The sequence below is a fragment of the Nostoc cycadae WK-1 genome, from assembly GCF_002897135.1.
Lineage (GTDB): Bacteria > Cyanobacteriota > Cyanobacteriia > Cyanobacteriales > Nostocaceae > Nostoc_B.
Map to the genome: position 1 here is coordinate 295,097 of NZ_DF978422.1, position 24,843 is coordinate 319,939.

11 protein-coding genes and 1 pseudogene are annotated in these 24,843 nt (G+C 41.6%); 8 read left to right on the forward strand and 4 right to left on the reverse strand.

From position 1 onward, the window contains the following. Both NCWK1_RS30010 and NCWK1_RS03430 read right to left on the reverse strand, forming a co-directional pair. Window positions 1-14,402 (reverse strand): Calx-beta domain-containing protein (locus tag NCWK1_RS30010; protein WP_103123724.1); only part of this gene is annotated, 14,402 nt, incomplete at its 3' end. A 713-nt stretch (window positions 14,403-15,115) separates the two neighbouring features. Continuing rightward, window positions 15,116-15,277 carry a ribbon-helix-helix domain-containing protein gene (locus tag NCWK1_RS03430; protein WP_242049397.1) on the reverse strand — a complete coding sequence of 54 codons (162 nt, stop codon included), beginning with the start codon at window positions 15,275-15,277 and terminating at the stop codon, window positions 15,116-15,118. A gap of 171 nt (window positions 15,278-15,448) precedes the next feature. Here NCWK1_RS03430 and NCWK1_RS03435 point away from each other — a divergent pair, with 171 nt between their 5' ends. From NCWK1_RS03435 to NCWK1_RS03455, 6 genes are all read left to right on the forward strand, one after another. Continuing rightward, complete coding sequence (locus NCWK1_RS03435) at window positions 15,449-16,072, forward strand: hypothetical protein (RefSeq protein WP_103123726.1); 624 nt, start codon at window positions 15,449-15,451, stop codon at window positions 16,070-16,072. Continuing rightward, window positions 16,072-16,374: a hypothetical protein gene (locus tag NCWK1_RS03440; protein ID WP_103123727.1), complete on the forward strand. Its 303-nt coding sequence runs from the start codon at window positions 16,072-16,074 to the stop codon at window positions 16,372-16,374. Before NCWK1_RS03435 ends, NCWK1_RS03440 begins: the two co-directional genes overlap by 1 nt. 103 nt (window positions 16,375-16,477) lie before the next feature. After that, window positions 16,478-16,672 carry a hypothetical protein gene (locus NCWK1_RS03445; RefSeq protein ID WP_103123728.1) on the forward strand — a complete coding sequence of 65 codons (195 nt, stop codon included), beginning with the start codon at window positions 16,478-16,480 and terminating at the stop codon, window positions 16,670-16,672. 30 nt (window positions 16,673-16,702) lie between these two features. Beyond that, window positions 16,703-16,873, forward strand: coding sequence for a hypothetical protein (locus NCWK1_RS29355; protein WP_187308041.1), 171 nt, complete (start codon window positions 16,703-16,705; stop codon window positions 16,871-16,873). A 99-nt stretch (window positions 16,874-16,972) separates the two neighbouring features. Further along, on the forward strand, window positions 16,973-17,593 hold the full coding sequence (locus tag NCWK1_RS03450) for a hypothetical protein (protein WP_103123729.1): 621 nt from the start codon (window positions 16,973-16,975) through the stop codon (window positions 17,591-17,593). 94 nt (window positions 17,594-17,687) lie between these two features. Next, the gene (locus NCWK1_RS03455; RefSeq protein ID WP_103123730.1) at window positions 17,688-18,071 is read left to right on the forward strand and encodes an HNH endonuclease; all 384 of its coding nucleotides are present in this window, start codon (window positions 17,688-17,690) and stop codon (window positions 18,069-18,071) included. A gap of 160 nt (window positions 18,072-18,231) precedes the next feature. Here the strand turns inward: NCWK1_RS03455 and NCWK1_RS03460 are convergent, their stop codons facing one another. Next, window positions 18,232-21,798, reverse strand: coding sequence for a HEAT repeat domain-containing protein (locus NCWK1_RS03460; RefSeq protein WP_103123731.1), 3,567 nt, complete (start codon window positions 21,796-21,798; stop codon window positions 18,232-18,234). A gap of 259 nt (window positions 21,799-22,057) precedes the next feature. Next, on the reverse strand, window positions 22,058-22,987 hold the full coding sequence (locus NCWK1_RS03465; protein ID WP_103123732.1) for a caspase family protein: 930 nt from the start codon (window positions 22,985-22,987) through the stop codon (window positions 22,058-22,060). A gap of 73 nt (window positions 22,988-23,060) precedes the next feature. On the opposite strand from NCWK1_RS03465, the gene NCWK1_RS03470 reads away from it, so the two are divergent. Together NCWK1_RS03470 and NCWK1_RS30570 are read left to right on the forward strand one after the other, a co-directional pair. Then, a complete protein-coding gene (locus tag NCWK1_RS03470) occupies window positions 23,061-24,500 on the forward strand; it encodes an AAA family ATPase (RefSeq protein WP_103123733.1) in 1,440 nt (479 codons plus the stop codon). Window positions 24,501-24,628: 128 nt separating this feature from the next. After that, window positions 24,629-24,811 (forward strand): annotated as a pseudogene (locus tag NCWK1_RS30570) (hypothetical protein); the annotation flags it as partial. Window positions 24,812-24,843 lie beyond the last annotated feature (32 nt).

Sequence of the window (24,843 nt, forward strand, 5' to 3'; positions counted from 1 at the left end):
TCGTTGGCTGCTTCGATAATTTGGTCGTTGCTGCTATCAACATAGTAAGTATCGTTACCTGCACCGCCAATCATTACGTCATCACCAACACCACCATTTAAAATGTCATTACCTGCACCACCATCAAGGTAGTCGTTACCAGCATTCCCTTTGAGGTTGTCATCATTATCACCGCCTGATAGGTTGTTATCGGCAACGTTACCAGTGATGCTGTTTTTCAAAGTATTACCAGTGCCATCAATGGCGTTAATGCCAATTAAGACAAGATTTTCTACGTTATCGCCTAGCGTGAAACTAAAGCCGACGCGAACAGTATCAGTTCCCTCATTGGCTGCTTCGATAATTTGGTCGTTGCTGCTATCAACGTAGTAAGTATCATTACCTGCACCGCCAATCATTACATCATCACCAACACCACCATCTAAGCTGTCATTGCCAGCGCCACCAAACAAGTTGTTGTTAGCAGAGTTACCAATGATGGTGTTTCTTAAGTTATTACCAGTACCATCAATGGCGTTACTGCCAGTTAAGATGAGATTTTCTAAATTGTCGCCTAGCGTGAAACTAAAGCCGACGCGAACAGTATCAGTTCCTTCGTTGGCTGCTTCGATAATTTGGTCGTTGCTGCTATCAACGTAGTAAGTATCATTACCTGCACCGCCAATCATTACATCATCACCAACACCACCATCTAAGCTGTCATTGCCTACACCACCATCTAAGAAGTCATTACCTGCATCGCCTTTAAGGCTATCATTTTCGTTACCACCGAATAGGCTGTTATTAGCAATGTTCCCAGTGATGGTGTTTCTTAAGTTATTACCAGTACCATCAATGGCATCAGTACCAGTAAGGATGAGGTTTTCTACGTTATCTCCTAGTACCCAAGTTACACTAGTACGGACAGTATCAGTTCCTTCATTGGCTAGTTCTATGATTTGATCGTTGCTGCTATCAACGTAGTAAGTATCATTGCCAACACCACCAATCATTAAGTCATCACCCACACCACCCTCTAAGGTGTCATTTCCGGCAAAGCCTTCAAGGGTGTCATTTCCGGCATTTCCTTTGAGGTTGTTACCGCCACTGTTACCAGTAATTAGGTTGTTGAGTGCGTTACCTGTTCCTGAAAGACCACTAGTACCAGTCAAAATCAGGTTTTCAATATTTTCGCCCAATGTGTAGCTAGTAGATGAACGAACAGTATCAGTTCCTTCATCGGCATTTTCGACGACTTTATCACCACTGTTATCCACAATGTAAATATCATCGCCCAATCCTCCGGTCATGGTATCTTTACCAGAACCACCATCAAGGGTATCGTTTCCAGCTAAACCAAACAGGGTGTCATCACCAGCCAAGCCTTCAATTAAGTCATTATTGAGTGTGCCGGTGATGGTGTTTTTAGCAGATGTACCTGTGAGGTTGCGAATGTTAATGGTAAAGATATCACTAGCGATCGCACCCTGGCTATCTGTCGCTATAACTTTAATGCTGAGTATGCCGACATCAGTTAAGGTTGGAGTACCACTGAAGGTGTTGGAGTTAAAAGTTAACCAACTTGGTAGCGGTGAGTCATCTGCTAGGGTGGCGGTGTAGGTAAGGTTATCGCCTGCATCTATGTCAGTGAAGGTGTTGGCAGGAAGGGTGAAACTGAAGGGACTTTTTGCGCCGATAGTTTGATCGGCGATCGCATTCTCTAATATAGGTGCATTATTTAGAAGTTGATTACCAAAGTCAATATCTGTGGCAACTTGACCAGCCGTGAGGGTGACAGTATGCGTCAATTTGACTGAACCACTCGGCAAGTAAAGCGGATCATCGCTGGAGTTATTATCAGGGTTGGGATTGGCTGGATTTGTTGGTTGGCTGTTGAGGTTGAGGATGGCTTCTGCTAAAGCCAGCAGATTTACTCGTGGGAAGTTCAGTTGAGTATTGGTAACGTTGTCGTTTTCATCATCACCGTCATTGATGATATCGCTAGTGTTGTCTAGAAGAGTGCGAAATTCACTCAGGGTAAGTTCTCGTCCGAGTTTTTCAGAGGCAATTTGTTGTGCTAGTACCGCAATACCAGAGATGAAGGGAGTTGCTTGAGATGTACCGCCCATTGACTGTGTACCACCTGTAGCATTTGCCCCTGTAATGAAGATACCAGGAGCAAAGACATCTAACAGGGTGGGGTGGCGTTGGGAGAAACTGGCGATGCGATCGCTTCCCGTCGTATAATCAGTTGCCCCACCACTAAAGGTTTTGTTACCACCAAAGTTATCTGCCCAAACTGCACCTACAGCAATGGTATTGGGGTCGGCGGCGGGGTAAGCTATTCCGGGGTTGCTGTTAAATTGATAGAAACTGTTGCCTGCGGCTGCCGCAATTATAATGTTTTTGGAAGCGATCGCTGCTAATTCATCAGCAATACCATAGCGGGGATTGCCTGTAGTCCAGTTTTGGCTATCTCCTACAGAAAGATTGACAGATGCAATGTTATATGTATCTGAATTTTGATTCACCCATTGTAGGGCTGCTTCTAGGTCTGAGAAGTAACCAGAACCGTTGTCTTTAAAGACCTTCAGGGCGATAATATTGGCGTTGGAGGCGATGCTGGCGGCGATACTGGCGATATGAGAACCATGTCCGTTTTTATCGCTTGCGTCGTTGTCGTTGTCGGCGAAGTCGTATTGGTAGATGATGCGATCGCCTATGCCATCATTATTTTTATCTGCACCGAAGAAAGGATGATCTAAATCAATGCCAGTGTCGATGATGACGGTGGTGTAACCTTGACCTTTGATATTGGCAAAGCGGCTATCTGCTTGGAAGTCATCAAGGTTAATTAAGTTAGTGGCTGTGGTGGTTTGGGTAGTGCTTGTGATGCTGAGGGGGTCACTGGGGGTGAAGATTTCCTCCGTGGATGCGGTAGTTGTAATGTTAATGATGGGGTAGGTTTGTTTCCAGCCATCTTGGACGACTTGGGCAACAGTATAATTACCAGGGCGGAGGTCGTTGAAGGTGTAATTACCTTGGGAGTTGGTGAGGGTGGAAGTTTCACCTGCATCTAGGAGGTTGTTATTGTTGGTGTCTAGGTAAACTGTCCAATTTGGTAGGGTGGGTTCATCGTTACCTTTGATACCGTCACCGTTGACATCGTTCCAAACAGTACCGCGAATCTCGGCATCATTATCTTGGATAGCGACGTTGATATTAGGCAAAGTTAAGCTGTTGTAGTTGTTGTCAGTGCTACTGATGTTGTGAGTAATTGTAGCTATGTGGTTGCCTTCTGGGGTGGTGTCGTTAACGGCGGTAACTGTAACAGTTTGGGGAGTATTCCAGTTAGCAGCAGTGAAGGTAAGGGTAGTGTTATTGGTGGTAATTTGACTACCAACATTCAGGGTAATAGTGACATCAGCAGTGGGTTGAGTTTTTAAGACAACTGTGTATGTGTCGGTTGCGCCACCTTCAACTACATTAGTGCTACCGTTAGATTGTGTAATTGTTACCCCTGGAGTAACTGCACCTTGGATGGTAAAGGTGGTATTTTTCGGTTCAATACCTGCATTTCCGGCTAAGTCTTGAATGCCGGGGGTGTTAATTTGTAGGTTGTAAGTTCCGGGAGTTTGGGTGAGAGTTTCTAAGCCGTTAATGCGGTAAGTTGTTCCCGAAACATTACTAATTGTGACTGCATTAGTTATTAAGTTAGTGCCACCATCACGAGTTAAGGTAATGTCTTGATAGTTAAAGGTGGACAAGTTAATAGTTTCGGAGAATTGAACATCAACAGCACCAACAGGAGTAATAACAGGTTGTGATGGAATATTTAAGAAATTAATTAGTGTTGGTGCGGTGACATCAGCAAAGATATTCAGAGGTGTGGTAGTTGTATTTCCGGCTGCATCTACAACTTGAATTTCTAATTCTCTTGCACCTGCACCAGATAATTGTACGGTGCTATTAAAGTTAGTACCGTTGACAGTGGCTTGTCCTAGAGATTGATTGAGATTTTTATCGCGGACGTAAACTTTTAAGCCAGGTTCATCCAAAGAACCAGAGATATTTATTGATGTACTATTAACGCGAACCTGACCGAAAGCATTAGTAACTCCCAAGCTAGTGGAAGCAGTTGCTAACTCAGAATTAGATAAGTTAGCTATTACTTGAATATTTGTCGGTACATTAGGCGCAATTGTATCTAATGTCCAGTTTTCAGACAGGGAATTAGTTACAATATTTCCGGCTGTGTCTTTAATACCACTGCCAACAACTGTAAAACTATAAGTGCCATCAGTAGTTTGTAAACCATTTAAACCACTGAAGCGATACGTTGTGTTATTCAGTTGAGTAAAAGTGACACCATTGGTAATTAAATTAGTTGTGCCATCACGGGTGAGAATAACATCGCTTAAATCAAAAGTTGTCGAGTCAATTAATTTGGAAAAGGCAATATCCAGAGTAGAAACTTTAGTATTGCGGGGGCTGGTGACATCGGTAATTGATAGCAGACTGGGGGCATTTGTATCTAATGTCCAGGTAAATCCTTTTGCACCTACGCCTGTATTACCGTCGGTATCATTAACACCTCTAGCATTAATTAAAAATGAGTATTCACCATCAACATTAGTTAAATCACCCAGGTTATTAATTTGGTAAGTAGTTGCATTAATTGGGGTGATAGTAACGGTACTCTTAATTAAATCACCGCCACCATTGCGGTTGAGGAACAAGTCGCTAAAATCGAAGCTGCTGGGGTTAATGGCTTCGGTAAAGGAGACGGTAACGGTGTTAACTGGGGTTATGAGACGGTTGGAGGTAAAGCCAGAAATGGAAGCGACGGCGGGACGTTCACCTGTGAAAATCCAATTTTCGGTAACAACTCCTACACCGGAAAGTCCTTCAAAATCTTGCACTCCGACGGCATTCACACTCAGTTGATATTGTCCTACATTGCCTGTGATGCCTTGTAAGTTACCGATGCGGTAGGTGTTGGCATTAACTTGCGTGATGCTGAGGTTATTGGTATTGACTGCAACACCATCTAGGGTGAGGGTGATGTCACTTGCATCAAAGGTAGCTGCTTTGATGGGTTCAGTGAAGACAACATCTAGGCTGTCAACAGGAGTGTTGCGGGGGTTGGGGTCAACATCAACAATTTCGCGGACTTTTGGCGGGGTTTGGTCGCCTGTAGTGTAGGTGATGGTGTAGGTTTGGGTGCCTGCTGTGGCGTTATTGTCGAGTAAATGTAAGATGTTTTCGTAGATAGGACGACCTGTAGCGGGGAAGGTGCGGTCTGTTGTCCACACGTTGTCTAAAATGAGTTCTGTACCATCGCTACGCAGTACCTTTTTAATTTGGAATTGTCCGTTACCGGGATCATTGAGGCGGAGGTAAGTCCATCCTGATTCTACCGTGGCACTGACTTGGACTGTTAAATCTTCAAAGGTTGCTACTCCGTCTGTGGTGGCGTTGGTGACGACTTTTACGGGTGCTGTTCCACCACTGCTGAAGTAGAGGGTATCGGGGTCGAAGTTGGCATCAAATACATCGTTAACTAAAAAGTCTGTCAGGTTGTCATCGTTGGCGCGAACTTTGTGAATCAGCTCATGGATTTTAGTTTCTTTAATTAAAGAAAGTTCAGGGTTGTTGAGTCCATTGACGTGTTCAAAAGTGGCTTTGTATTCGATGAATTTGCCTTGCAGACTTGACTTAAGTAACCAGTCAGCCACGGCGGTTTCTCCGGCGGCGATGTTGCCGAAGTTAACGGTTAAGGAAGGGTTGACAGTTTCGTTGTTGACTTGGCTACCGATAATTTGGAAGTCAATTAGCAAGCCTTTTTCATTGTCAACTATTTTGGGTTGGGCGGAAGTGATGCGGAGATTTTTTGCGTCGCCTTTACCTTCGTTTTTGACCAGAACACCAAGAGAGAAGGGGACTGATGTTTCAGTTTGGTCGGTGAAGGGGTCATCACCGTAGACGTTGCGTTGCTGGAAGTAGTCGAGGTAGAGTTCGGCTTGGGGATAGACGGTGATGGGGGTGGACAGTAAAGGAACAGTGATGAGTTGACCGTTTTCTGTGTAGGAGAGTGTACCGCCGATACTGTATTGGGTGGGGACTTCCGGCGCGGCGAGGTTGGTGGGGATGAATGTCCATTGGGCGCTACCGATACCTTCATCTTGGGGTGTGTTGGGGTTATCGCCAGTGAGGATACCTGTACCGTCTAAGTTGGTGATGTTTTTCAGGATGGGGTTGGTGATCCCGAAGAGGTTGTTAACTACGTTGCCTTGTGCGTCTTTGACTTGCAGAGTGACGGTGAGGTTTTCCAGGTTTGTGGTGTTACCGTTGTCGATTTCGAGTTCGCCCAGGAAGGCGGAACGGGTTGTTACTGCGTCTTGGTCAATGGTGATGCGAACGCGGGCGCAAACTCCACCACTGGAATTTTCAAAAGAATTTTGCAATTCTTGAACAGTTGCTTGAAGTCCATCGAATATATTATCAAAGCCCTCTGCTTTAACTTGCTCAATAGTTGCATTAAGAGCATTGTTAGATTCAGTTAACTTGTCTATTCCTAAAAAATCTTGACTTTGGCCGTTTGGTACGTCAGATTCATTTAAGATACCAGCATTTCGATAGTCAATTGTGCGATTCCATCGATCTATAAATTTGTTTATATCAGTACCTGTAAGTGGTATGGGAAAAGGAATACTCAACAGTTCATTTCGTTCTGACTCTGAAACCTTAGCTTCTGCTGCGTTTTTTCCTATAATTCGAGTTAGAAAAGCCTTAAACCAATTATCAAATAGTTCACTGTCCTCAACCTTTAACCAAATGGAATCTCCAAAAAACGTACTAAATCCGCTTAACACTGTCTCTAAGCGATCGATATATTCAGTAATTGTAGCTAAACTTTGATTAGTAGATAATCGAACTAAATTACTGTTGTCAATATTAATAAAATTAGATGAAGAACTAGATAACAGGGTAGCAATATTGTCTAGTGCGTTTATTGCGTCTGGAACTTTATTTAACAGTCTCAGTGACTTACTACCATCTACAAATTCTATTAATAGTGTAATAGCAGATGAAGCACCACCTACATAATCATTCTTACCGTATTGTATTGCAACAGAGAGAGCGAATGCTAATATTGCAGTTGGCTCAGTAATAGGAAGTGTTAAAGATATTAACAGAAGAGAAAGATTTCCAAGTGCCTTTAATTTTTCTAATGTATTGGGATCGCAATTAGACGGGGAATTAACGGTTGTTGGATTAGAATGAATGTTAACGTCATTACTACCAGGAGTAGGATTACCAACAGGGTTCCAAGGCTCCCCAGAGCAGTTACCTTCTACATTATAAACCAGAACATTTGTAGACTTAGAGACTGGAATTGGGAGGCCACATATATAATCGTAATATATTTGCCCTCGAACATTACAAGGAACTGAAGGCTGCGCTGCTAAAAGCGAAATTTCTCCACTACTGTTTTGCAAAGTATCAAAATCAGCAATTCTAGTAATTATGACAGGTACAGTAATAGAACTCTTCGCCTCTAATGTTCCAATATCTTCAATTAAAGGCTCAATTTTATAAAATGGATGTGTACCAAAATCGAATTTTACATTATTCGCTGCAATCAACCCATAATTTGTCAAAGTCATATCAATTTGCATGACTTGACCAACAACTTGTAAATCTGCTAAATCAATCAATGGTGGATCAATTACTACTGTTGGAATTGGTACATCTGTCTCAAAAACACTCTCAACAGTGATGTCATATTTATCCTCAATTTCTGTTGGTGTAACATTCCAAATGTATCTAACCGTCTGACGCGACAAGAAAGCATTAACATTTTCAATCTCTCCTGCATCAAGCTGTATCGTCTGGCGATAAGTTTCGTGATTCTCTGCTGTTACCTCAAGCTTATAAAAGCCCTCATTAATATTTGATAGATTAATTACTCCTGCTGCATCTGTTACCGTACTTGCAATCACTTCATTAGTAAAATAATCCCGCAGAGTAACAGTTGCATTTGCTAATTTGGGTGAACCTTCAGCAAAATAAGTTAATTCATCAGCCGTGTTAATCCGAATTTCCCCAACCGCATTACTCACCGCCCGGAAATTAAACGGAAGTGCTAAATCTCCATCATTCCCCGTAGCATCTAAGAAAATATTGCCTTTATATTCTGTTAACGCTAAATCTGCTTCTGGAGTCAGCAATAACGTTACCTTTGTTGACTCTCCAGGCGCAAGAGAATTAATCTTTGTCGGTGATGCTAACTTCAACCAAGGCGCATCAGGAAGCAATACTTCAATATTTTCTGCACCCGCACCGCCTTCATTTTTCACCTCAAACTCTACCGCCGTTTGATTCCCTCGCAACATTCCACTGCTGACGAGATTAGTTGAAGCTACCAAACGCGGCACAATTCTTTCTAAATCAACGCTAACTGGTAAAGTTGCTGTTACTCCTTCCGCACTTGTCAGCTTAATATTAAATGTGTCTTGAGTAATTACAGAATCATTGGGTGCTGTAATCGTATAACTAATAGTATTATTACCCGAACCTGCTAATGTCGCCGGGGTGTTAACTTGAATATTCCAATTACTTGGCGCACCTTCTACTGTATAGGTAAGTCCATTTAAATCAACATCTGTCAGGTTTTGTAAATTCACTTGTGCAGTAAATGTGTTATCTGCAATTACTTTATGAGATGCACTATTACTAGCAAAACGCATTCCTAACAGCTTAAAGCTGTCTTCTGCTGCTGTATCTTCGCCCGGATTATTGGGGAAATAAGCATTAATTTGATAATTTCCACCTTCTCCCGCTAATGGTTTAAATGTGCTAATAAAATTGCCATTACCATCGGTAAATGCTGTTAACTCTCGCACAAACCCATTATTCTTAACTGCAATGGTGACAAATTCAAAAGGTACGGGTGAATTATCACCATTACTTAATGCTTGTCCTTTGAAAATAACTGATTGTCCAGCAATGCCTATTTCTGTGTCTGTGGAAACTATAGCCCGATAAGCAGCCGCAACGGATACCGGGAGAATAGTTGTATTGTTATTATCGCCAATGCTTCCACCTTCATTAATAGTATTGGTAGCATCAGTTTGAGCGATTAAATAATATTGTCCGGTAGTTCTGGGAACAAAGAAAGCAACATTCCTTTCATAAAATTGCCCGACTGGGAAGTTTCCTTGAAATTGAAATTCTCCTAACAGGGTATCGCTACTATCTAATTTGTTATCAGTAGATAAATAAACTCGGTCTATTGCGGGAGTTGCTTCGGTTGCTGTTGCTTTGGCTAGTCCTTTATTTTCAACTTTATAGCTGAAGAATGCTTGCTTTCCTGTTAATAAAGGTGTGGTTGCACTTAAATTAGAGATAACTAAATCCGGTACATTAATATCTGTCACCGTCAAGTTACGAGAACCACTACTAAAGCCTGTGGCTGATGCGGTAATAATAACTGGTTGCGCCCCATCTGCGACACCATCATCAACTGCGTTAATGTTAAAGGTTGCAGAAGCTTGATTAGCTAAAATGGTGACTTGGGTGGGAACTGTTGCTTCAGTGGTATCACTAGAAGTCAGAGTAATAACTAAATCTTGATCTGTAACAATATTACGAGTGACAGTTCCTATTGCAGCAGCATTTCCGGCATTCTCAGCAACAATATCCTTATTAATTGATACACCCAAAGTTGGTGCTTGTCCATTATCCACTATTGTTAGGACTGCTGTACCCTGTGTGCCAATTGTCGCACCACCAGTGGGGTTGGTGAGGGTGAGGGTGAGGGTTTCATCGGGTTCAACGGTAATGTCATTGTTGACGGGGATGAAAACTGTCTTGCTGGTTTCTCCCTCTGCAAAGGAAATGGTTATCGGTGTATTGTTATAGTCGCTGGGTGCTGTTGCTGTACCGTCAGTTAAATTAATAGTTGCACCGACTACGCCTGTTAATCTACCTGTGCGGGTAACGGTAACGACGGCGATCGCTTCTCCATTCTCTCTTACGCTAAAGTTAGCCGCACTAAAGGCCAGTGCCACATCATCATCGAGAATTTTAACAGTAGCACTACCTTGATTCCCAATAGTTGCACCACCTGTAGGGTTAGTCAAGTTAATGCTAAAGGTTTCATCGCCCTCAACTTTAGAGTCATTGCGGATGCGGATAGCGTTACTTCCCCCCAAACTGGCTGACTCTACAGTGATAATCTTACTCGTCTCACCGTCAGCCAAGGTGATGTTAAACGCACCATTATAAAAGTCATTATTAACGGAACTCGCCCCACAACCGCACCCTGTAGCAGTTCCATCGGTAAAGGTAATAGTCGCGCTGACTGCCCCGGTTGTCCGTCCTGTGCGGGTTACAATGATGTCAGTAACCGCAGTTCCATCTTCACGGACAGTGTAATTGGCTGTACTAAAGTTTAGCTGAACATCGTCATCTGCGATCGCTACTACCGCAGTATTTTGTCTACCAACTGACGCACCACCTGTAGTATTAGTCAGGCTGAGGTTTATCGTCTCCGTTCCTTCAACTACAGTATCGTTGACGATGGGAATAGTGATGATTTTGGGTGTATTGTCGCCGTTGGCAAAGGTGACGGTGATGGGATTATTGTTGTAATCTTGGGGTGCTGTTGCACTACCATCATCTAAAGAAATTGTCGCAGTAACTTCGCCATCACTTCCCCCAGTACGGGTAATAGTCACAGCCGTAATTGGCGTACCGTCTTCGTTGACGCTATAAGTTGCATTACTGAAGGCTAGAAAACCTTGCTGGGGTGTGTCGTTATTGATAATCGTCAGCGTAGCAGTATTTTGATTACCAAGGGTTGCACCACCAGTGGGGTTAGTTAACGTCAGGTTGATGGTTTCATCGCTTTCAAATTGCGTATCGTCAACTATAGGGATGGTGACAATTTTAGAAGTTTCACCATTAGCAAAGTTAACAGTAATCGGCGTATTGTTGTAATCTGTTGGTGCTGTTGCAGTGCCGTTACTGGGTGTTAAAGTTACACTGACTGCGCCATCGCTTCCACCTGTGCGGGTAACAGTAACAGCAACAACCGGAGTTCCATCTTCGTTGACGCTGAATTGAGATGCACTAAAACTTAATGTTCCCGGTTGTATGGGATCGTCGCTAATAATAGTCAGTGTCGCCGTGCTTTGCGTTCCCAGCGTTACACCACCAGTGGGGTTAGTGAGGACTAGATTAATCGTTTCGTTTGACTCAAATTTGCTGTCATTGACGATGGGGATACTGACAGTTTTCGCAGTAGTATCGCCATCAGCAAAGGTGACAAGAATCGGACTGTTATTGTAGTCTTCTGGTGCTGTTGCTGTACCATTGCTGGGGTTGACAATAACGCTAACTTGTCCATCACTTCCGCCAGTACGAATTATGGTAACTGCTGCTGTAGTTGTCCCATCTTCATTGATAGTGAAAGCAGTATTATTAAACGCTAATGTCCCCGGTTGTTCATTATCAAAAATTGTCAATGTCGCTGTATTTTGCGTACCCAAAATTGCCCCACCAGTGGGATTAGTCAGCGTTAGGTTGATAGTTTCATTCCCGTCACCAATTCTGTCGTCGGTGATGGGAATAACAACGGTTTTGCTCGTCTCCCCAGAGGCAAAATTAACTGTAATGGGAGAATTATCATAGTCAGTTCCCGCCGTTGCCGTGCCATCATTGAGAACGATTGTTGCACTGACTTCCCCAGTATTTAGTTCTGTGCGGGTAACAGTGACTGCAACAACGGGAGTTCCATCTTCATTGACGCTAAATTGAGCAGCACTAAAGGCAATTTCGTCTTTGGCTTCAACAAAATAATTGGAGTTAATATCTAACCCCGTCACCCCTTCGATAATAGCGATGAGTTCATCAGGTTCTGCGCTGGGTTTGTTGAGGTAGATAGCAGTACCGGAAATGCCATTAATGGGAGAAGCAGCGAGTAAATAATTACTCTTGGAACCTTTTAGTTGAATGAAATCTTCATTGGGGTTAAAGTCTTTAATCAGGGCATAATCATTAGTGCCTGCTGTCGTAGTATTGCTATCTTCGTAGAAGATATTAGCAGCATTACCTAAAATAAAGCGATCGCTCCCCGTTCCGCCAGTCACGGTATCAATTTCATTCAATCCAGGGGTAGCAGCATAGGGATTCACACCGATGATGATGTCATTACCCGCACTACTATTGATGCTATCGTTCCCTGCACCACCGATAATGGTGTCATTACCTGCAAAACCTTGGAAAAAGTCGTTATATACTGTCCCAGTAATATTAAAGTTTTCGATTCCTGCATAGTAAATTAGGTCGGCATTATCACCTGTACGCCGGAAGCGATCGCTTAAATTAGTGTTGTAAACTCCTGTGGTATAGCCTGTAAAATCAAGAATGAGGGTATCATTGCCTGCCCTGCCATCTACACTTCCTCTTACTGTCGATGCTGTCAATCCTAATTTGATACGATCATCGCCACTACCTGTGGTAATCCCTTCAATGGCTTCAAAATTCTTGACACTGGTGTTGGCAAAGTTAACTTGATTGGTTGTTTGAGTCAAATCAATGTTGACAGAACTGCTTTGAGTCGAAAAGTCAAGGGTTAAATAGTCTACCCCACCTGCACCATCAAGAGTATCCCCTGCAATGCCTCTCAAATAATCTGTATATACTGTCCCAGTAATATTAAAGTTGTCAATTCCTGTATAGTAAATTAGGTCGGCATTATCACCTGTACGCCGGAAGCGATCACTTAAATTAGTGTTGTAAACTCCTGTGGTATAGCCTGTAAAATCAAGGATAAGCGTATCATTGCCTGCCCTGCCATTTACACTTCCTCTTACCGTCGATGCTGTCAATCCTAATTTGATACGATCATCACCACTACCTGTGGTAATTACTTCAATGGCTTCAAAATTCTTGACACTGGTGTTGGCAAAGTTAACTTGATTGGTTGTTTGAGTCAAATCAATGTTGACAGAACTGCTTTGAGTCGAAAAGTCAAGGGTTAAATAGTCTACCCCACCTGCACCATCAAGAGTATCCCCTGCAATGCCTCTCAAATAATCTGTATATACTGTCCCAGTAATATTAAAGTTGTCAATTCCTGTATAGTAAATTAGGTCGGCATTATCGCCTGTACGCCGGAAGCGATCGCTTAAATTAGTGTTGTAAACTCCTGTGGTATAGCCTGTAAAATCAAGGATAAGCGTATCATTGCCTGCCCTGCCATCTACACTTCCTCTTTCTGTAGAAGGGAGTAAACCGAGTTTAATTGTATCGTTCCCTGCACCTGTGGTAATTGTGCCGATACTCTCGAAATTCTTGACGCTAGTATTAGCAACATTAAATAGATTGGTAGTTTGAGTCAGGTCAACGGTAACATCACTGGTGATAGTAGAAACATCCAGGTAGAGATAATCTTTACCACCTGCACCATCAATAGTATCCCCAACAGTGCCTTTCAAATAATCTGTATATACTGTCCCAGTAATATTAAAGTTTTCGATTCCTGCATAGTAAATTAGGTCGGCATTATCGCCTGTACGCCGGAAGCGATCGCTTAAATTAGTGTTGTAAACTCCTGTAAAATAGCCTGTATAGTTCAAAACTAATACATCTCGACCGACTCCACCATCGACACTACCAAAACTATTAATTAGGACATCATCCCCATCACCACCATTTAGAGTATTCGTCCCCGCACCACCATCTAAGATGTCATTTCCTGCTAACCCATTCAGGTTGTCATTCCCTTCCAAACCCTGAATAAAATCATCTCCGACTGTTCCAGTAATATTGTCATTACCTGCCGTGCCGATAAAATCTTGCTTTTCAATCTCAACAACCTGCCCATCCAGAGTAATTACAGTATGATCATCTTCCGCTTTTAAAGACTGCAACTGCCCACTAGAAAGACTTTCCCCTAGTACCAACGCCGAGAAAATCGCTCCCTCATCCCCAGCACGATCGCTCTCATTCAAAATACTATCAACTCGATGCCCAATTTCTTCTAGCAACAACCCTACTAAATTTTCTGGATTCGCCTGATTAGCCTGCAAAAACTCCCAAGACAGGTATATCTTGTTAGTAAATGCCCCATAAGCTCCATTCGCACCATTGATATCTGCTGCATTACGAATGGCTATCGTGGGAACAATACTTAAATCTCCTGCTAACCACGCTGTTTGTAAAGAGTCAGCATCTGCCGTATCTCCAAAAGCTACTGCAATTTTTTGAGTAAATTCTGGTTCACTAGTAAAAGCCTGTAATCTTTCTTGCACCAGAATCAGAGCTTGTTCTAGAGAACTTAATATATTTGTATCAATGCTTAAGGGAGACTCTACAACTAGATTGTTAGGAAGAATGTAAGTATTATTCATGTTTTTTAGGATAAAAGTAGTTTTAAAAGAGTCATGAAAAATTTTGTCCGTAACTTATGAGGGTCACGGGCAGGTAGATTTAAAAAATTAGCGTTGGAGAGGTTAGACTACTAAAGATATGAGAATTTTGGGGATTGAAATGTTTTGGAGCGATCGCAATCCCTAACTCAAAGCTTTATTAATCAAAGCTTTTATTCTCAAATCTTGGAAATCAATAATATGGTTTTATTCACTTCATAGAGATTAACTCGCTTTTTTTTGGGTTGAAATTAGTGATTAATCAATACTTAGGGAACAAAAAAGTTAGCTGCTCTTAAAATATCTGCATCCAACAACAAAATTAGACGCAGAAAATAACGAACGTTAACACAATGTTCGTTCATAACGTACTTATAAGACAGCTAAAACCAACTTCAGCAAATCCTATCACTGTTTGTAAATTCAATTTAGTATTTTTACGTAAAGTTTATATCTTTTCTTAAAGCAAAATCTAAGTGTTTTTTCTATGGTAAATAAATAATAATCGGAGCTTTTGCTATCTATTCTCTAGAAAATACCAGCAATTAGGCAGCTACTACATAAAAATTTTACAATTAAATGCAATTACTTGCAGTATGCGATACCGTCGGTGGGCTACACCAATGCACCCTGCTAATTGAGAAGCGATCGCCAATGGTAGAGTTTAGGCGATCGCATCTTCAAGCAACTACAAATTATTTCGGTGTAATCGTCCCATCATTCTGAGCTTGTCTAATCGCTCGTTTCAAAATTAACACCGCCATTTGAGACAAAGAACGCTCCTCTGCATCCGCCAATTGTTGCAGAGCTTCTTTGTCTACTTCTTCCATGTAAATAGTTACAGTTACTTTTCCCATATCACCATCATAAGCTATTTTGTGTCTTTTTCTATTAAACACACTAAGACGCATAAATTAACATAAAAATACAGCTAGTTTATGTATAATTACTGATAAGTCAAAAGCCAGCCTCGAACTTTCCTACGGCTCAAGCTGGCTTTTGGCCCCTCTATTCAGGAGTCATATACAATGTTAAACCCTGTTCGCTATAAAACAGATGAACACAGAGCTTATCAACAAGCTTTAAATGATTTTGGCATCACCGAATTACTAGCAAAGCTCAAAAACTACTCTGATGCAGACTTTGACAGCACCTGGATGCAACTCCAGCAGCAAGAAATAGAAACTCTAGCGGCAATTCTGATTTCTGAGTTAACTCATAGCATTAATGGTAAGTTGATTGCTGCTTATCTCCATCTCATCCGGCACAATCACCAAGACATAGCCCCAGGTTTGATTAACCCTTCTCTGCGAGACGCTACGCGAACGGCTTCTCCTAACGGAGACGCTGCGCGAACGCTCAGGGTTAACCTCAAATACCCAGACGCATCTATCGAACTTCCCGCTAACTTTCCTGATGTAGCCAAAACACCCAGATTTTTATATGGCGATCGCTTGCGTTGGCTTTCTAATGAAAGCGATACTGACTGGGGTATTGTCATTGGTCGATTTTATAGCTTTGCTTCTCATCTTTGCGCCTGGAGTTGGTGCTATCTAATTTGGTTAAGCAAAGATTGCCCTAGTGCTGCTTGGACATCTGCCGATATTGCTTGGGAAGAAGATTTAGCACCAATCAGCGAGGAGACACACTAATGAATCCTCATCCACTCAAGCAGCGAGAGCAAGATTTGGTGCAACTCTACAGTTATTGTCAGTTGGGTATGACTCCCAAGCAGTTTTACACCAAGTGGCAGGTGAGTTATGAAGAAATGGCGCAGATTTGCGATCGTTCCCTGTCCACCGTGCGACGCTGGTTTGCAAGAGGTAAAAACTACCGCCGTCCCATGCCAGCCGATTTACGCCACCTGGCACTGATGAACTTTGTGCTAGAACACTTTGAGGAGATTCCCGAAGAACTGCTGAAGAAGCTGTGCTTCCCAGACGAAAGTGAGTAGAAACTGCATCTAATTTCAATATCAAAATGATATTTCTTGCCAGCCACCGTCACAGTAGGCTGGCTTTTGTCTTGGAAATTACAGATTTTACCAGGAGAATTTCATGACTTATCTTGAAAAGCTCAATCCTTGGTGTATAGTCAGGCTTTTACCCAATATGCAGAACCAGATTGTCGCTCGTTTTCGCCGTCGCAGCGATGCCGAAGCTCATCTACAAGTTTTGCGCCGACTCATTCCTGGTGTCAGTTTTACACTGATTTTCAATGTGGGATTAGAACAGCGAGACCTAACTGCTTGAAATTAACGGTAGGAATGTCTAGCGATCCAAATGATCCAAATAAACTGTATTGGTGCGATCGCTGATCGCAAACATCAGCATCAAAAATCTAGCCGATATGGGGTAACGCTAGTACAAGGCACTATAACAACTATGGATCAGCATTACTCAGCCTACTTAAAGTTGAGCGATCGCCACTCAAGATTAATTTTCGTCAACTAGCCAATCAACCCAAATAACTAAAACATTGAGACAAAGGAGGTTTCAAAGCTGAAACATACGTCTGTAATTTCTGCTGTATTTACGCGCAATGTCTAAAATATGGCCAACATTCTGCAAGCAAAAGTCTCAATTGAGGGAACTAGAACACTTGCCATACACCACTTTGGAGTTGATGCTTTGCCATTAGAAGCTAAAGAAAAAGATGGTGTAGCAGGTAATAGCCCCAATGAGTGGAAAAAGACTGTTCTCATGGATGAAGAACGCCAATTATTTTTGCTACCAACATACTTTTTCGGTTGCATTAAGTATGGTGGTAAAACTGTGAAACGGGGTAAAGGTAATTTACTTGCAGACATTGCCAGTACCCTGCAAGTCATGGACGACCAGATTTATATCTGTAATAGCGACGGGCCAATTAAATTACCTGATCCACCTCAAGTCATTGAAGCCGGAACTGTCAAAAGTGAGAAACTACCCGATAGCTATGTTGAAGTGATTGGTGTACGTAACCCTTCTACTAAAGCGAGGAACATTCGCTACCGTGTGGCTGTGAAACCTGGATGGCAATGTTCATTCACCATTCTTTGGGATTCGGTTGTTGTTGATCGAAAGTCTTTAGAAACAGCTATCATCAACGCCGGAACTTTAGTAGGTGTTGGCGATGGTAGACAAAGCATTGGTTACGGAAGATTTGAGCTAAAGGAATTTAGCATTCTTTAAATACCCGTCTCGTTTCGTCAGGTATCGTTAACGCCTGTCCCGTCACCTTCCGTTTCGTCACGTCGTGTTGTGTTAAGTCGAGTTCGGTCAAGTCATGTCTTTTGAACTTTACATAAAAGTCAAGCAAAAACGCCAGCATCCAAATCTGCCTGTTTACCAATGGAAACGCCAGCCGCTTGAACAATGGGAAATTACTCGGCAGCGCATCTACACCAGAGATGAAGGATTGTGCCAAAGTCCAGAAGCCAAACCACCAAAAGTCAATGGATTGTGTCAAAGAACAGCCAGTTTAAAGACTGCTCATATTGATCACATTCGTCCGTTGTCATCTGGTGGGAGCAATCATGCGTCCAACCTGAGAACTCTTTGCCCTGTATGCCATACGCTGCGGCTTGATAGGAAGCATGATGGCATGAGACATAGCCTTGTCAAGAAAGGTTTAATCCCTATCAACTGGAAACAGTTTGTTTGGGATTAAATTATCGGCGATCGCCCGACAGCGAATTGATGCTGCATACAACATGACCATTAATTAAGGCTGACTAATTTTATCTGTAGTGGAATAGCTGATGATTGATATGGAGGGGGCGATCGCTAACCCTACTAAATCCATATCCCCTCTTCGTCTATCATCATGTTTACTCCGACAATTTCTTTCTTAGTATACAGAAGATCATGAATATCATTTTGATATAGAAAGGGATGCCTCTTCGGAGATGCTTAAAAGTTGCAATTATAGGGGAGAATTTAATTTTCTCAGGGTACACAGGAATGCAGGATAGCTTTTGCCTACTGAATCGAACAGTTATCATTCTTGCTAAAGAAAAAATCTCAGGTTCATAAATATCAATTTCAGGAAGTTGTATTATCTTTTCCAAAATTTCTTGATTGCCAATCTTCCCCAATGCCTCTGCTGCTTCCTCTCTAACAATGAAGTGGCTGAGGGCAGAGATTAAGGCATTTACCGCTTGGGGATTACCAATCTTCCCCAATGCCTCTACTGCTTTATGTCTCACACTCCAATTTAAGTTGTACAAGGCAGAAATTAAGGCATCTACTGCTTGAGGATTACCAATCTTCCCCAATGCCTCTACTGCTGCTTCTCTTGTCCAGTCAGTGTAAATATCTGAATCCTTAAAGGCAGCAATATCGTCGTTGAAGGCAGAGATTAGGGCATCTACTGCTTGGGGGTTGCCAATCTTCCCCAACGCCTCTGCTGCTTTGCTTCTGACATCTTTATTTGAGTCGTTGAGGGCAGAGATTAAGCCATCTACCGCTTGAGGATTACCAATCTTCCCCAATGCCTCTACTGCTGCTTTTCTTGTCCAGTCAGTGTAAATATCTGAATCGTTAAAGGCAGCAATATCGTCGTTGAAGGCAGAGATTAGGGCATCTACCGCTTGGGGGTTGCCAATCTTCCCCAACGCCTCTGCTACTTCACTTTTGAAGTAACTATGTGGGTCATTGAAGGCAGCAATTAGGGCATCTACCACTTGAGGATTGCCAATCTCCACCAATACCTCTGCTGCTAGCCATTTCACGTCAAGGTAATTATATAAATCATCAAGAGCAGAGATTAACACCTCTACTGCTTCTGTTTTCACGTCAGGGTCATTATATAAATCATCAAGAGTAGCAAATAAGCTATGTACCGCTTGAAAATTGCCAATCTTCGCCAATGCCCATGCCGTTAGACATTTCATGAAACTATCTGTGTCATTAAGGGCAGAGATTAAAGCATCTATCGCTTGAGGATTATCAATCTCTGCCAATGCCCATGCTGCTAGCCATTTCACATAACTATCTGGGTCATTGAGGGCAGATTTTATGCTATCTATTCCTTGAGGATTGCCAATCTTACCTAATGCCTCTGTTGCTTTCCTTCTCACATAACTATTTGAGTCCTTAAGGGCAGCAATTAAGTCCTCTGCCACTTCTTGGGGATTCTCAATCTTCGTCAAAGCCTCTACTGCATTGCTTCTCACGTAACGCTCTGAGTCGTTGAGGGCAGAGATTAAAGCATCTACGGCTTGGAGATTGCCAATCTTGCCCAACGCCTCTACTGCATTGCTTCTCACGTAACGCTCTGAGTCGTTGAGGGCAGAGATTAAAGCATCTACGGCTTGGAGATTGCCAATGTTGCCCAACGCCTCTGCTGCTTTGCTTCTCACGTCACTATCTGAGTCGTTGAGGGCAGAGATTAAAGCATCTACGGCTTGGGGATTGCCAATGTTACCCAACGCCTCTGCTGCTTTGCTTCTCACGTAACGAGATGAGTGGTTAAGGGCTTTTTTTAACTCATCACAAATCTGTGAATTACTTTTTCCTAACGCTATAACAGTTGAGTTTATAAAACTGACATTTGGGTAACGTCGCCAAAACTTGTAGATTTTGCTAATGATATTTGTAATTGAAGAAGCAGGTTTGTCTGGAATCTCAGCGATACATCTACCTGCTAATAACAACAAAGTCTGGAAAATATCATCTTTTTCATTAACAATAGCTTGGAGTAAAATAACAGGGTCTTTGAGCAATCCTGTCAATAAAGTTAAAGTCTCATGCCAGTCGTAACGCCAAAAAAGCTTTTTAGCTAAAGCTATACCCTGTTGTTGATTTTGTTCTATAACCCGTTTTAAATAACAAGCAGTAAAATATTCTTGAAAAGTGCGGTGTAGAAATAAATAGTCATTACCTTCTCTATTCAACTTTTGCAGAATGCCATACTCTTGGGTTAGCTCAGTCATTGCTTTATCAATTACTTTATCATCTTGAACTTGATAGATTTTTTTAATTTGTTCATAGAGTTCAGAGCTAGAAAAAATTTCTTGGTCAGAAGCTGAAAAACTATAGGCAATTTCTTCAAGTAATCGACGTTTAGCTTCTATTTCCCCGTCTGACGAGTAATTTCTGTTTTGACTCCATTTACTCAACATATAGTCCACAGTTTTTTCATAAACCTGGATACGTCGAGCAGGAAGTGTTATACCTTTTTCTTGATAAAGACTACAAAGCAATGATAAAAGTAGGGGATTTTGGGCTAACCCACCAATTTGAGGTTTATGCTCAAGTTCTGCAATCAATCCTTGAGCTGAAACCGAATCATCCTCTATATAATCGGCAGCATTAGCAAACCAAGTTTCAATATAATCTTGCGTTTGTTTTTGGCTAAATGGAACAATTTCAACTTCTTTTGCATCTTCAAAGAAATTGCCACCATAACCCACAATTCGAGAAGTGCTGATAATTGAACAAGGATAATTGCGTGTAAATCGGTTCAGTTTATCTTTTAATGACAATCGAAATTGGTTTGGTACTTCATCTAACGCATCCAGAAGTAAAAGACATTTACCATTTTTTAACTTTTCTTTTAATAATGGCTGAATATTATCTGCTATTAACGGATACTCTTTCTGAATAATATTCGGGATAATATCAATAACTTCTGCTGAGTCTTCTAGCAACTCAGATAATCTTAAAAATATTGGAAAAATTACACTTTCTACATGGATTTGATTTTCCAATAACTTTTGTCGTTCACTTTGAGATGCTGCGCCTAATTCCATTTTTAACAAAGTGGACTTACCCATACCTGGTTCAGCCAGAACCATTATTTGATAATTTCTTTTTTTTGCATCTTTTCTTATTTCCTCCTTGGCTTCTTCCCAGCTAACAATAGTTTTCTTTAATTTCTCTTCTTCACGTCGCTGTAATTCTTCATCAAAACCCTTTAGGGCATAAACTTTCTTAAGTTCTATTGCTGATTCCGCGTAACTCCAAGTAGTCTCTACTTCATGTTTGTATCTTCTTTCAAGGGTAACTTGAATCGGAATATACTGTCTTTTTAAAACTATAGGTTGTAGAGTATGGAAAAGCTTGAGGTATTTAAAATTATTTTCAATTGCTTGCAAAAACTCAAGCACAGCGTTCTTCTGCTCTTCTTGGCTTAGTGGTGGCGGAGTCGGAGTTTGTAAAACTTTTTTAAGTGTTTCAACATCAACACCTTGGTAAATGCGATCGCCAATGTGAATATCTCCCCCAGTTATCTGCCCAATATTACTATTGAATTTGCCATTTTGGGATACTAACTGTATCACACCCTCAACTATTTTGAGCGATCGTCGCAGTTGCTCAATATCCGTCTTAGTAGTATTTTTACCTTCAACAATGCGGTCAAAGATAGCTAGTAGTTTATCGGTGGAGGGCATAACTTAAATTACCGGGCAGCAATTCTGTATTTACCGTAGCATCATTATCTATCCAGATATGCGGTAATTCTGCACAAATACAGTGAATCTACTAACTTTTTTCATACACTATTTAATAAATTCATACACCTTAAAATCATAAATATATGATAAAAGTGTGCTTTGATACAGATTTTATTGCTTGATTATGAATAGCAAGAAGTGACGATCGCCACCATTGATAGGATTATGAGTTAGATTGCTTGCAAAATTTGTGTGATTAATTACCGTCTCCAATCCGCAAGCCATGAGCTTGACCAATGTTAACGTTGTATTTTCCACGCTGATTTACATTCTGAGTGATTTGGTTGTTAGTACCTTGTTGATTAAAAGCCCCAGGTTCAGGTTCAATCTCTGGTTCACCATCAAAGGGTAATCCTTTCGGCTCAGTTTCACCACCTGCATAGTATGCCAGGATAAAGTTATCAGCTTGCTCAAAATTTAAAATGGGATGCTGGCGATCGCGTGTTCTTCTCGGTACTACTTCACGCGCATACATAGCTAAATCTGCAACCCGCACATAACCATCTTTTTGCGAGACTCCTTCACCTGCTAAGGCTTCAATTAACGCCAGTGTAAAAGCACTATAAGGTCTACCTGCTAGGGATTTTTCATCTGCTTGAGAAGAGGCGATCGCAACTCGTCCTTTGCCTTGATTAAATAAAGCTTGAGCCTCTGGTGGAAGTGGTGCTTTTTCAGCTTCATAGCCTAACTTTGATGTATCTCCTAAGCCACCAGCATGGCAACAGTCCAGTAATACTAACAGCTTTTTGGCAGAAATTGCCTGTAGCTTGGTGATGAATTCTGTACCACTAATCGCTGTTTTATGTAATTTGGCCTGGTCATAGCCAAAAGGCATTAGGTAATACGCTTCTCCAATGGGGCTATTGACCTGATAACCATGTCCAGAAAAATAGACAATTACTGTGGAATCAGCGGTAGTTGATTTAGCTAATTGGTCTAAAGCGGCAAGGATTCCTTCTCGGTTTGCCTGTTCTTTAGTCAATAAATGTACCTGTTCAGGTGAATAAGCGCAGCGTTCTGGGTCTTTGAGAATATTAGCAAAACCGACAGCATCATCTACGGTGTTGGGTAAATCACCACCAACCCCAACAATACAGGCATGACCTTGGCTAAAGAGTGCGTTCACTTTTGATTAGGTATTAGGTAGTATGGCTATAATTTAGCACCTATCTTCAGGTATGAAAATTAGGCATTTTGATATGATAAAAATTCTATTTTTATCATTGGTTATTTTGGTGGAGTCTACAGCTTTGGCTCAAGCAGAGGTTGTAACTAACCCTAAAGCAATTACAGTCAACGCAACAAAGGGAGACAGTATCACCCGCACGATTACACTGCGGACTACCGAAAAAATAAATACTTTAAAAATAGTTAATTCTGATTTATTGAGTGCTGATAATAGCACTGTTTTAGCAGCACGTGCAATTAAATTCACTTCACCACCTACTCAAATTAATCCTCAAGAACTTATTAGTTTACCAATCCAGTTTGATTTGCATAATTCTTCTAGTGGAGAATTTACTGGTGAAATAGTATTGACCTATGAGGCTGGAGAAAAAACTGTTCCTTTGATTGTCAGACTCAAAGATCCGTGGCCATTGCCTCTGACTGTATTAGTGTTGGGAATCATTATTGGTATGGCGGTTTCTGCCTATAGTAGTCAAGGTAAGTTAAGTGATGAGGTAACAGTTAACTTAGAGAATTTGCGTACCCAAATTGCTGCGGATAAGGTAGAGGCACGCTCATTCTGGTCACGGGCTGATATCTATCTTAATATTGCCAAACAAGCACGCGATGCTAAACAAATTGTTGAGGCTCAAGCAGCAATTAATAATGCGAAGGAAGTTTGGCATACATGGCTAAAGCAACGTCCTGATTGGCAGATTCTGTTTCGCTATTATGATAAACTCCGTGAACGCCTTGACCGAGAAGACTTAAAAGAAGATACATCGGCTCTCTATATTCAAGGTATAGATCGAGATTTAGAACAAGCTTTACAAAATGCTCCTGTTCTCTCAACAGCAAATGAATTGCAGCAAGTTCTAGATAAAATATCTCAACAAATTAATACTTATATTCAGCTAAAAACGCAGCTAGAAAAACTAAAAAACTTAATAGCAGGGTTAGAAGATATTAACCAACGCTATGAATGGGAAGATAAAGCATCTGAATTAACGCAGAGATTACATATGCTCATGCCTGCTCAAGAAGCGGAACTACAAAATTTACAATCGGAAATAAATACAGGTATAGAAAAAGTTAAGGCGTTAGAGATTCAGATTTTAGATGTAGAAAAAGGTATTGATGATGGTTCTGAAGTGGGTATGGTTATTCAAGCCCCGTCAGTATCAGAGAAAGAGGCTTATCAAGTTCCATTTCTTACTAAAACAGGAAAGGCGATCGCCAGCTTATGGCAAACTGCTAATGGGCGGTTGAAATTGTTTTATCTTTCCAGTTATCTGATTTCCTTTACTGTGCTGGCAGGTAGTGGTTTTAACCAGTTGTATTGGACTAAGCCCACCTTTGGAGCTAATGGTTGGGGTGATTATTTTGCTTTGTTAGCATTGGGTTTTGGTGCCGAAGCTACTCGCAATGTAGTCACACAGGTTGCTCGTAAAGCCGACGAATCAAGCTCATAGTGCTATCAGCAGCAATTACACAGTATCGGCATTTTATGGGTAAATTTTTGTCTTTTGGCGCAAATTAGCTCACAAAGACGGAAAAAGCTAAAATATTTTTAACTCAGTAACTCAGCTTAAAAAATAGTGTGGCTAATCCAGATCATCTCAGTGAAATTCTTGATCGCGTCCTGAAGGGTAATCAAACTGAGGCGGATATTGACCAACTACGGCGATCGCTAAAAATAGCTGACGGTGTAGTACAGTCAGTATCCCAAACGGGCAAGTTCAACACCAATATTGGGCAGATAACTGGCGGAGATGTACATCTAGGCGATCGCATTTACCAAGGTGCAGATGCAGA

Excerpts from the sequence above, each read along its gene's own strand:
- NCWK1_RS03430 (WP_242049397.1), bottom strand. The coding sequence starts at position 15,277 with ATGGGAAAAGTAACTGTAACTATTTACATGGAAGAAGTAGACAAAGAA.
- NCWK1_RS03435 (WP_103123726.1), top strand. The coding sequence starts at position 15,449 with ATGTTAAACCCTGTTCGCTATAAAACAGATGAACACAGAGCTTATCAA.
- NCWK1_RS03440 (WP_103123727.1), top strand. The coding sequence starts at position 16,072 with ATGAATCCTCATCCACTCAAGCAGCGAGAGCAAGATTTGGTGCAACTC.
- NCWK1_RS03445 (WP_103123728.1), top strand. The coding sequence starts at position 16,478 with ATGACTTATCTTGAAAAGCTCAATCCTTGGTGTATAGTCAGGCTTTTA.
- NCWK1_RS29355 (WP_187308041.1), top strand. The coding sequence starts at position 16,703 with ATGATCCAAATAAACTGTATTGGTGCGATCGCTGATCGCAAACATCAG.
- NCWK1_RS03450 (WP_103123729.1), top strand. The coding sequence starts at position 16,973 with ATGGCCAACATTCTGCAAGCAAAAGTCTCAATTGAGGGAACTAGAACA.
- NCWK1_RS03455 (WP_103123730.1), top strand. The coding sequence starts at position 17,688 with ATGTCTTTTGAACTTTACATAAAAGTCAAGCAAAAACGCCAGCATCCA.
- NCWK1_RS03460 (WP_103123731.1), bottom strand. The coding sequence starts at position 21,798 with ATGCCCTCCACCGATAAACTACTAGCTATCTTTGACCGCATTGTTGAA.
- NCWK1_RS03470 (WP_103123733.1), top strand. The coding sequence starts at position 23,061 with ATGATAAAAATTCTATTTTTATCATTGGTTATTTTGGTGGAGTCTACA.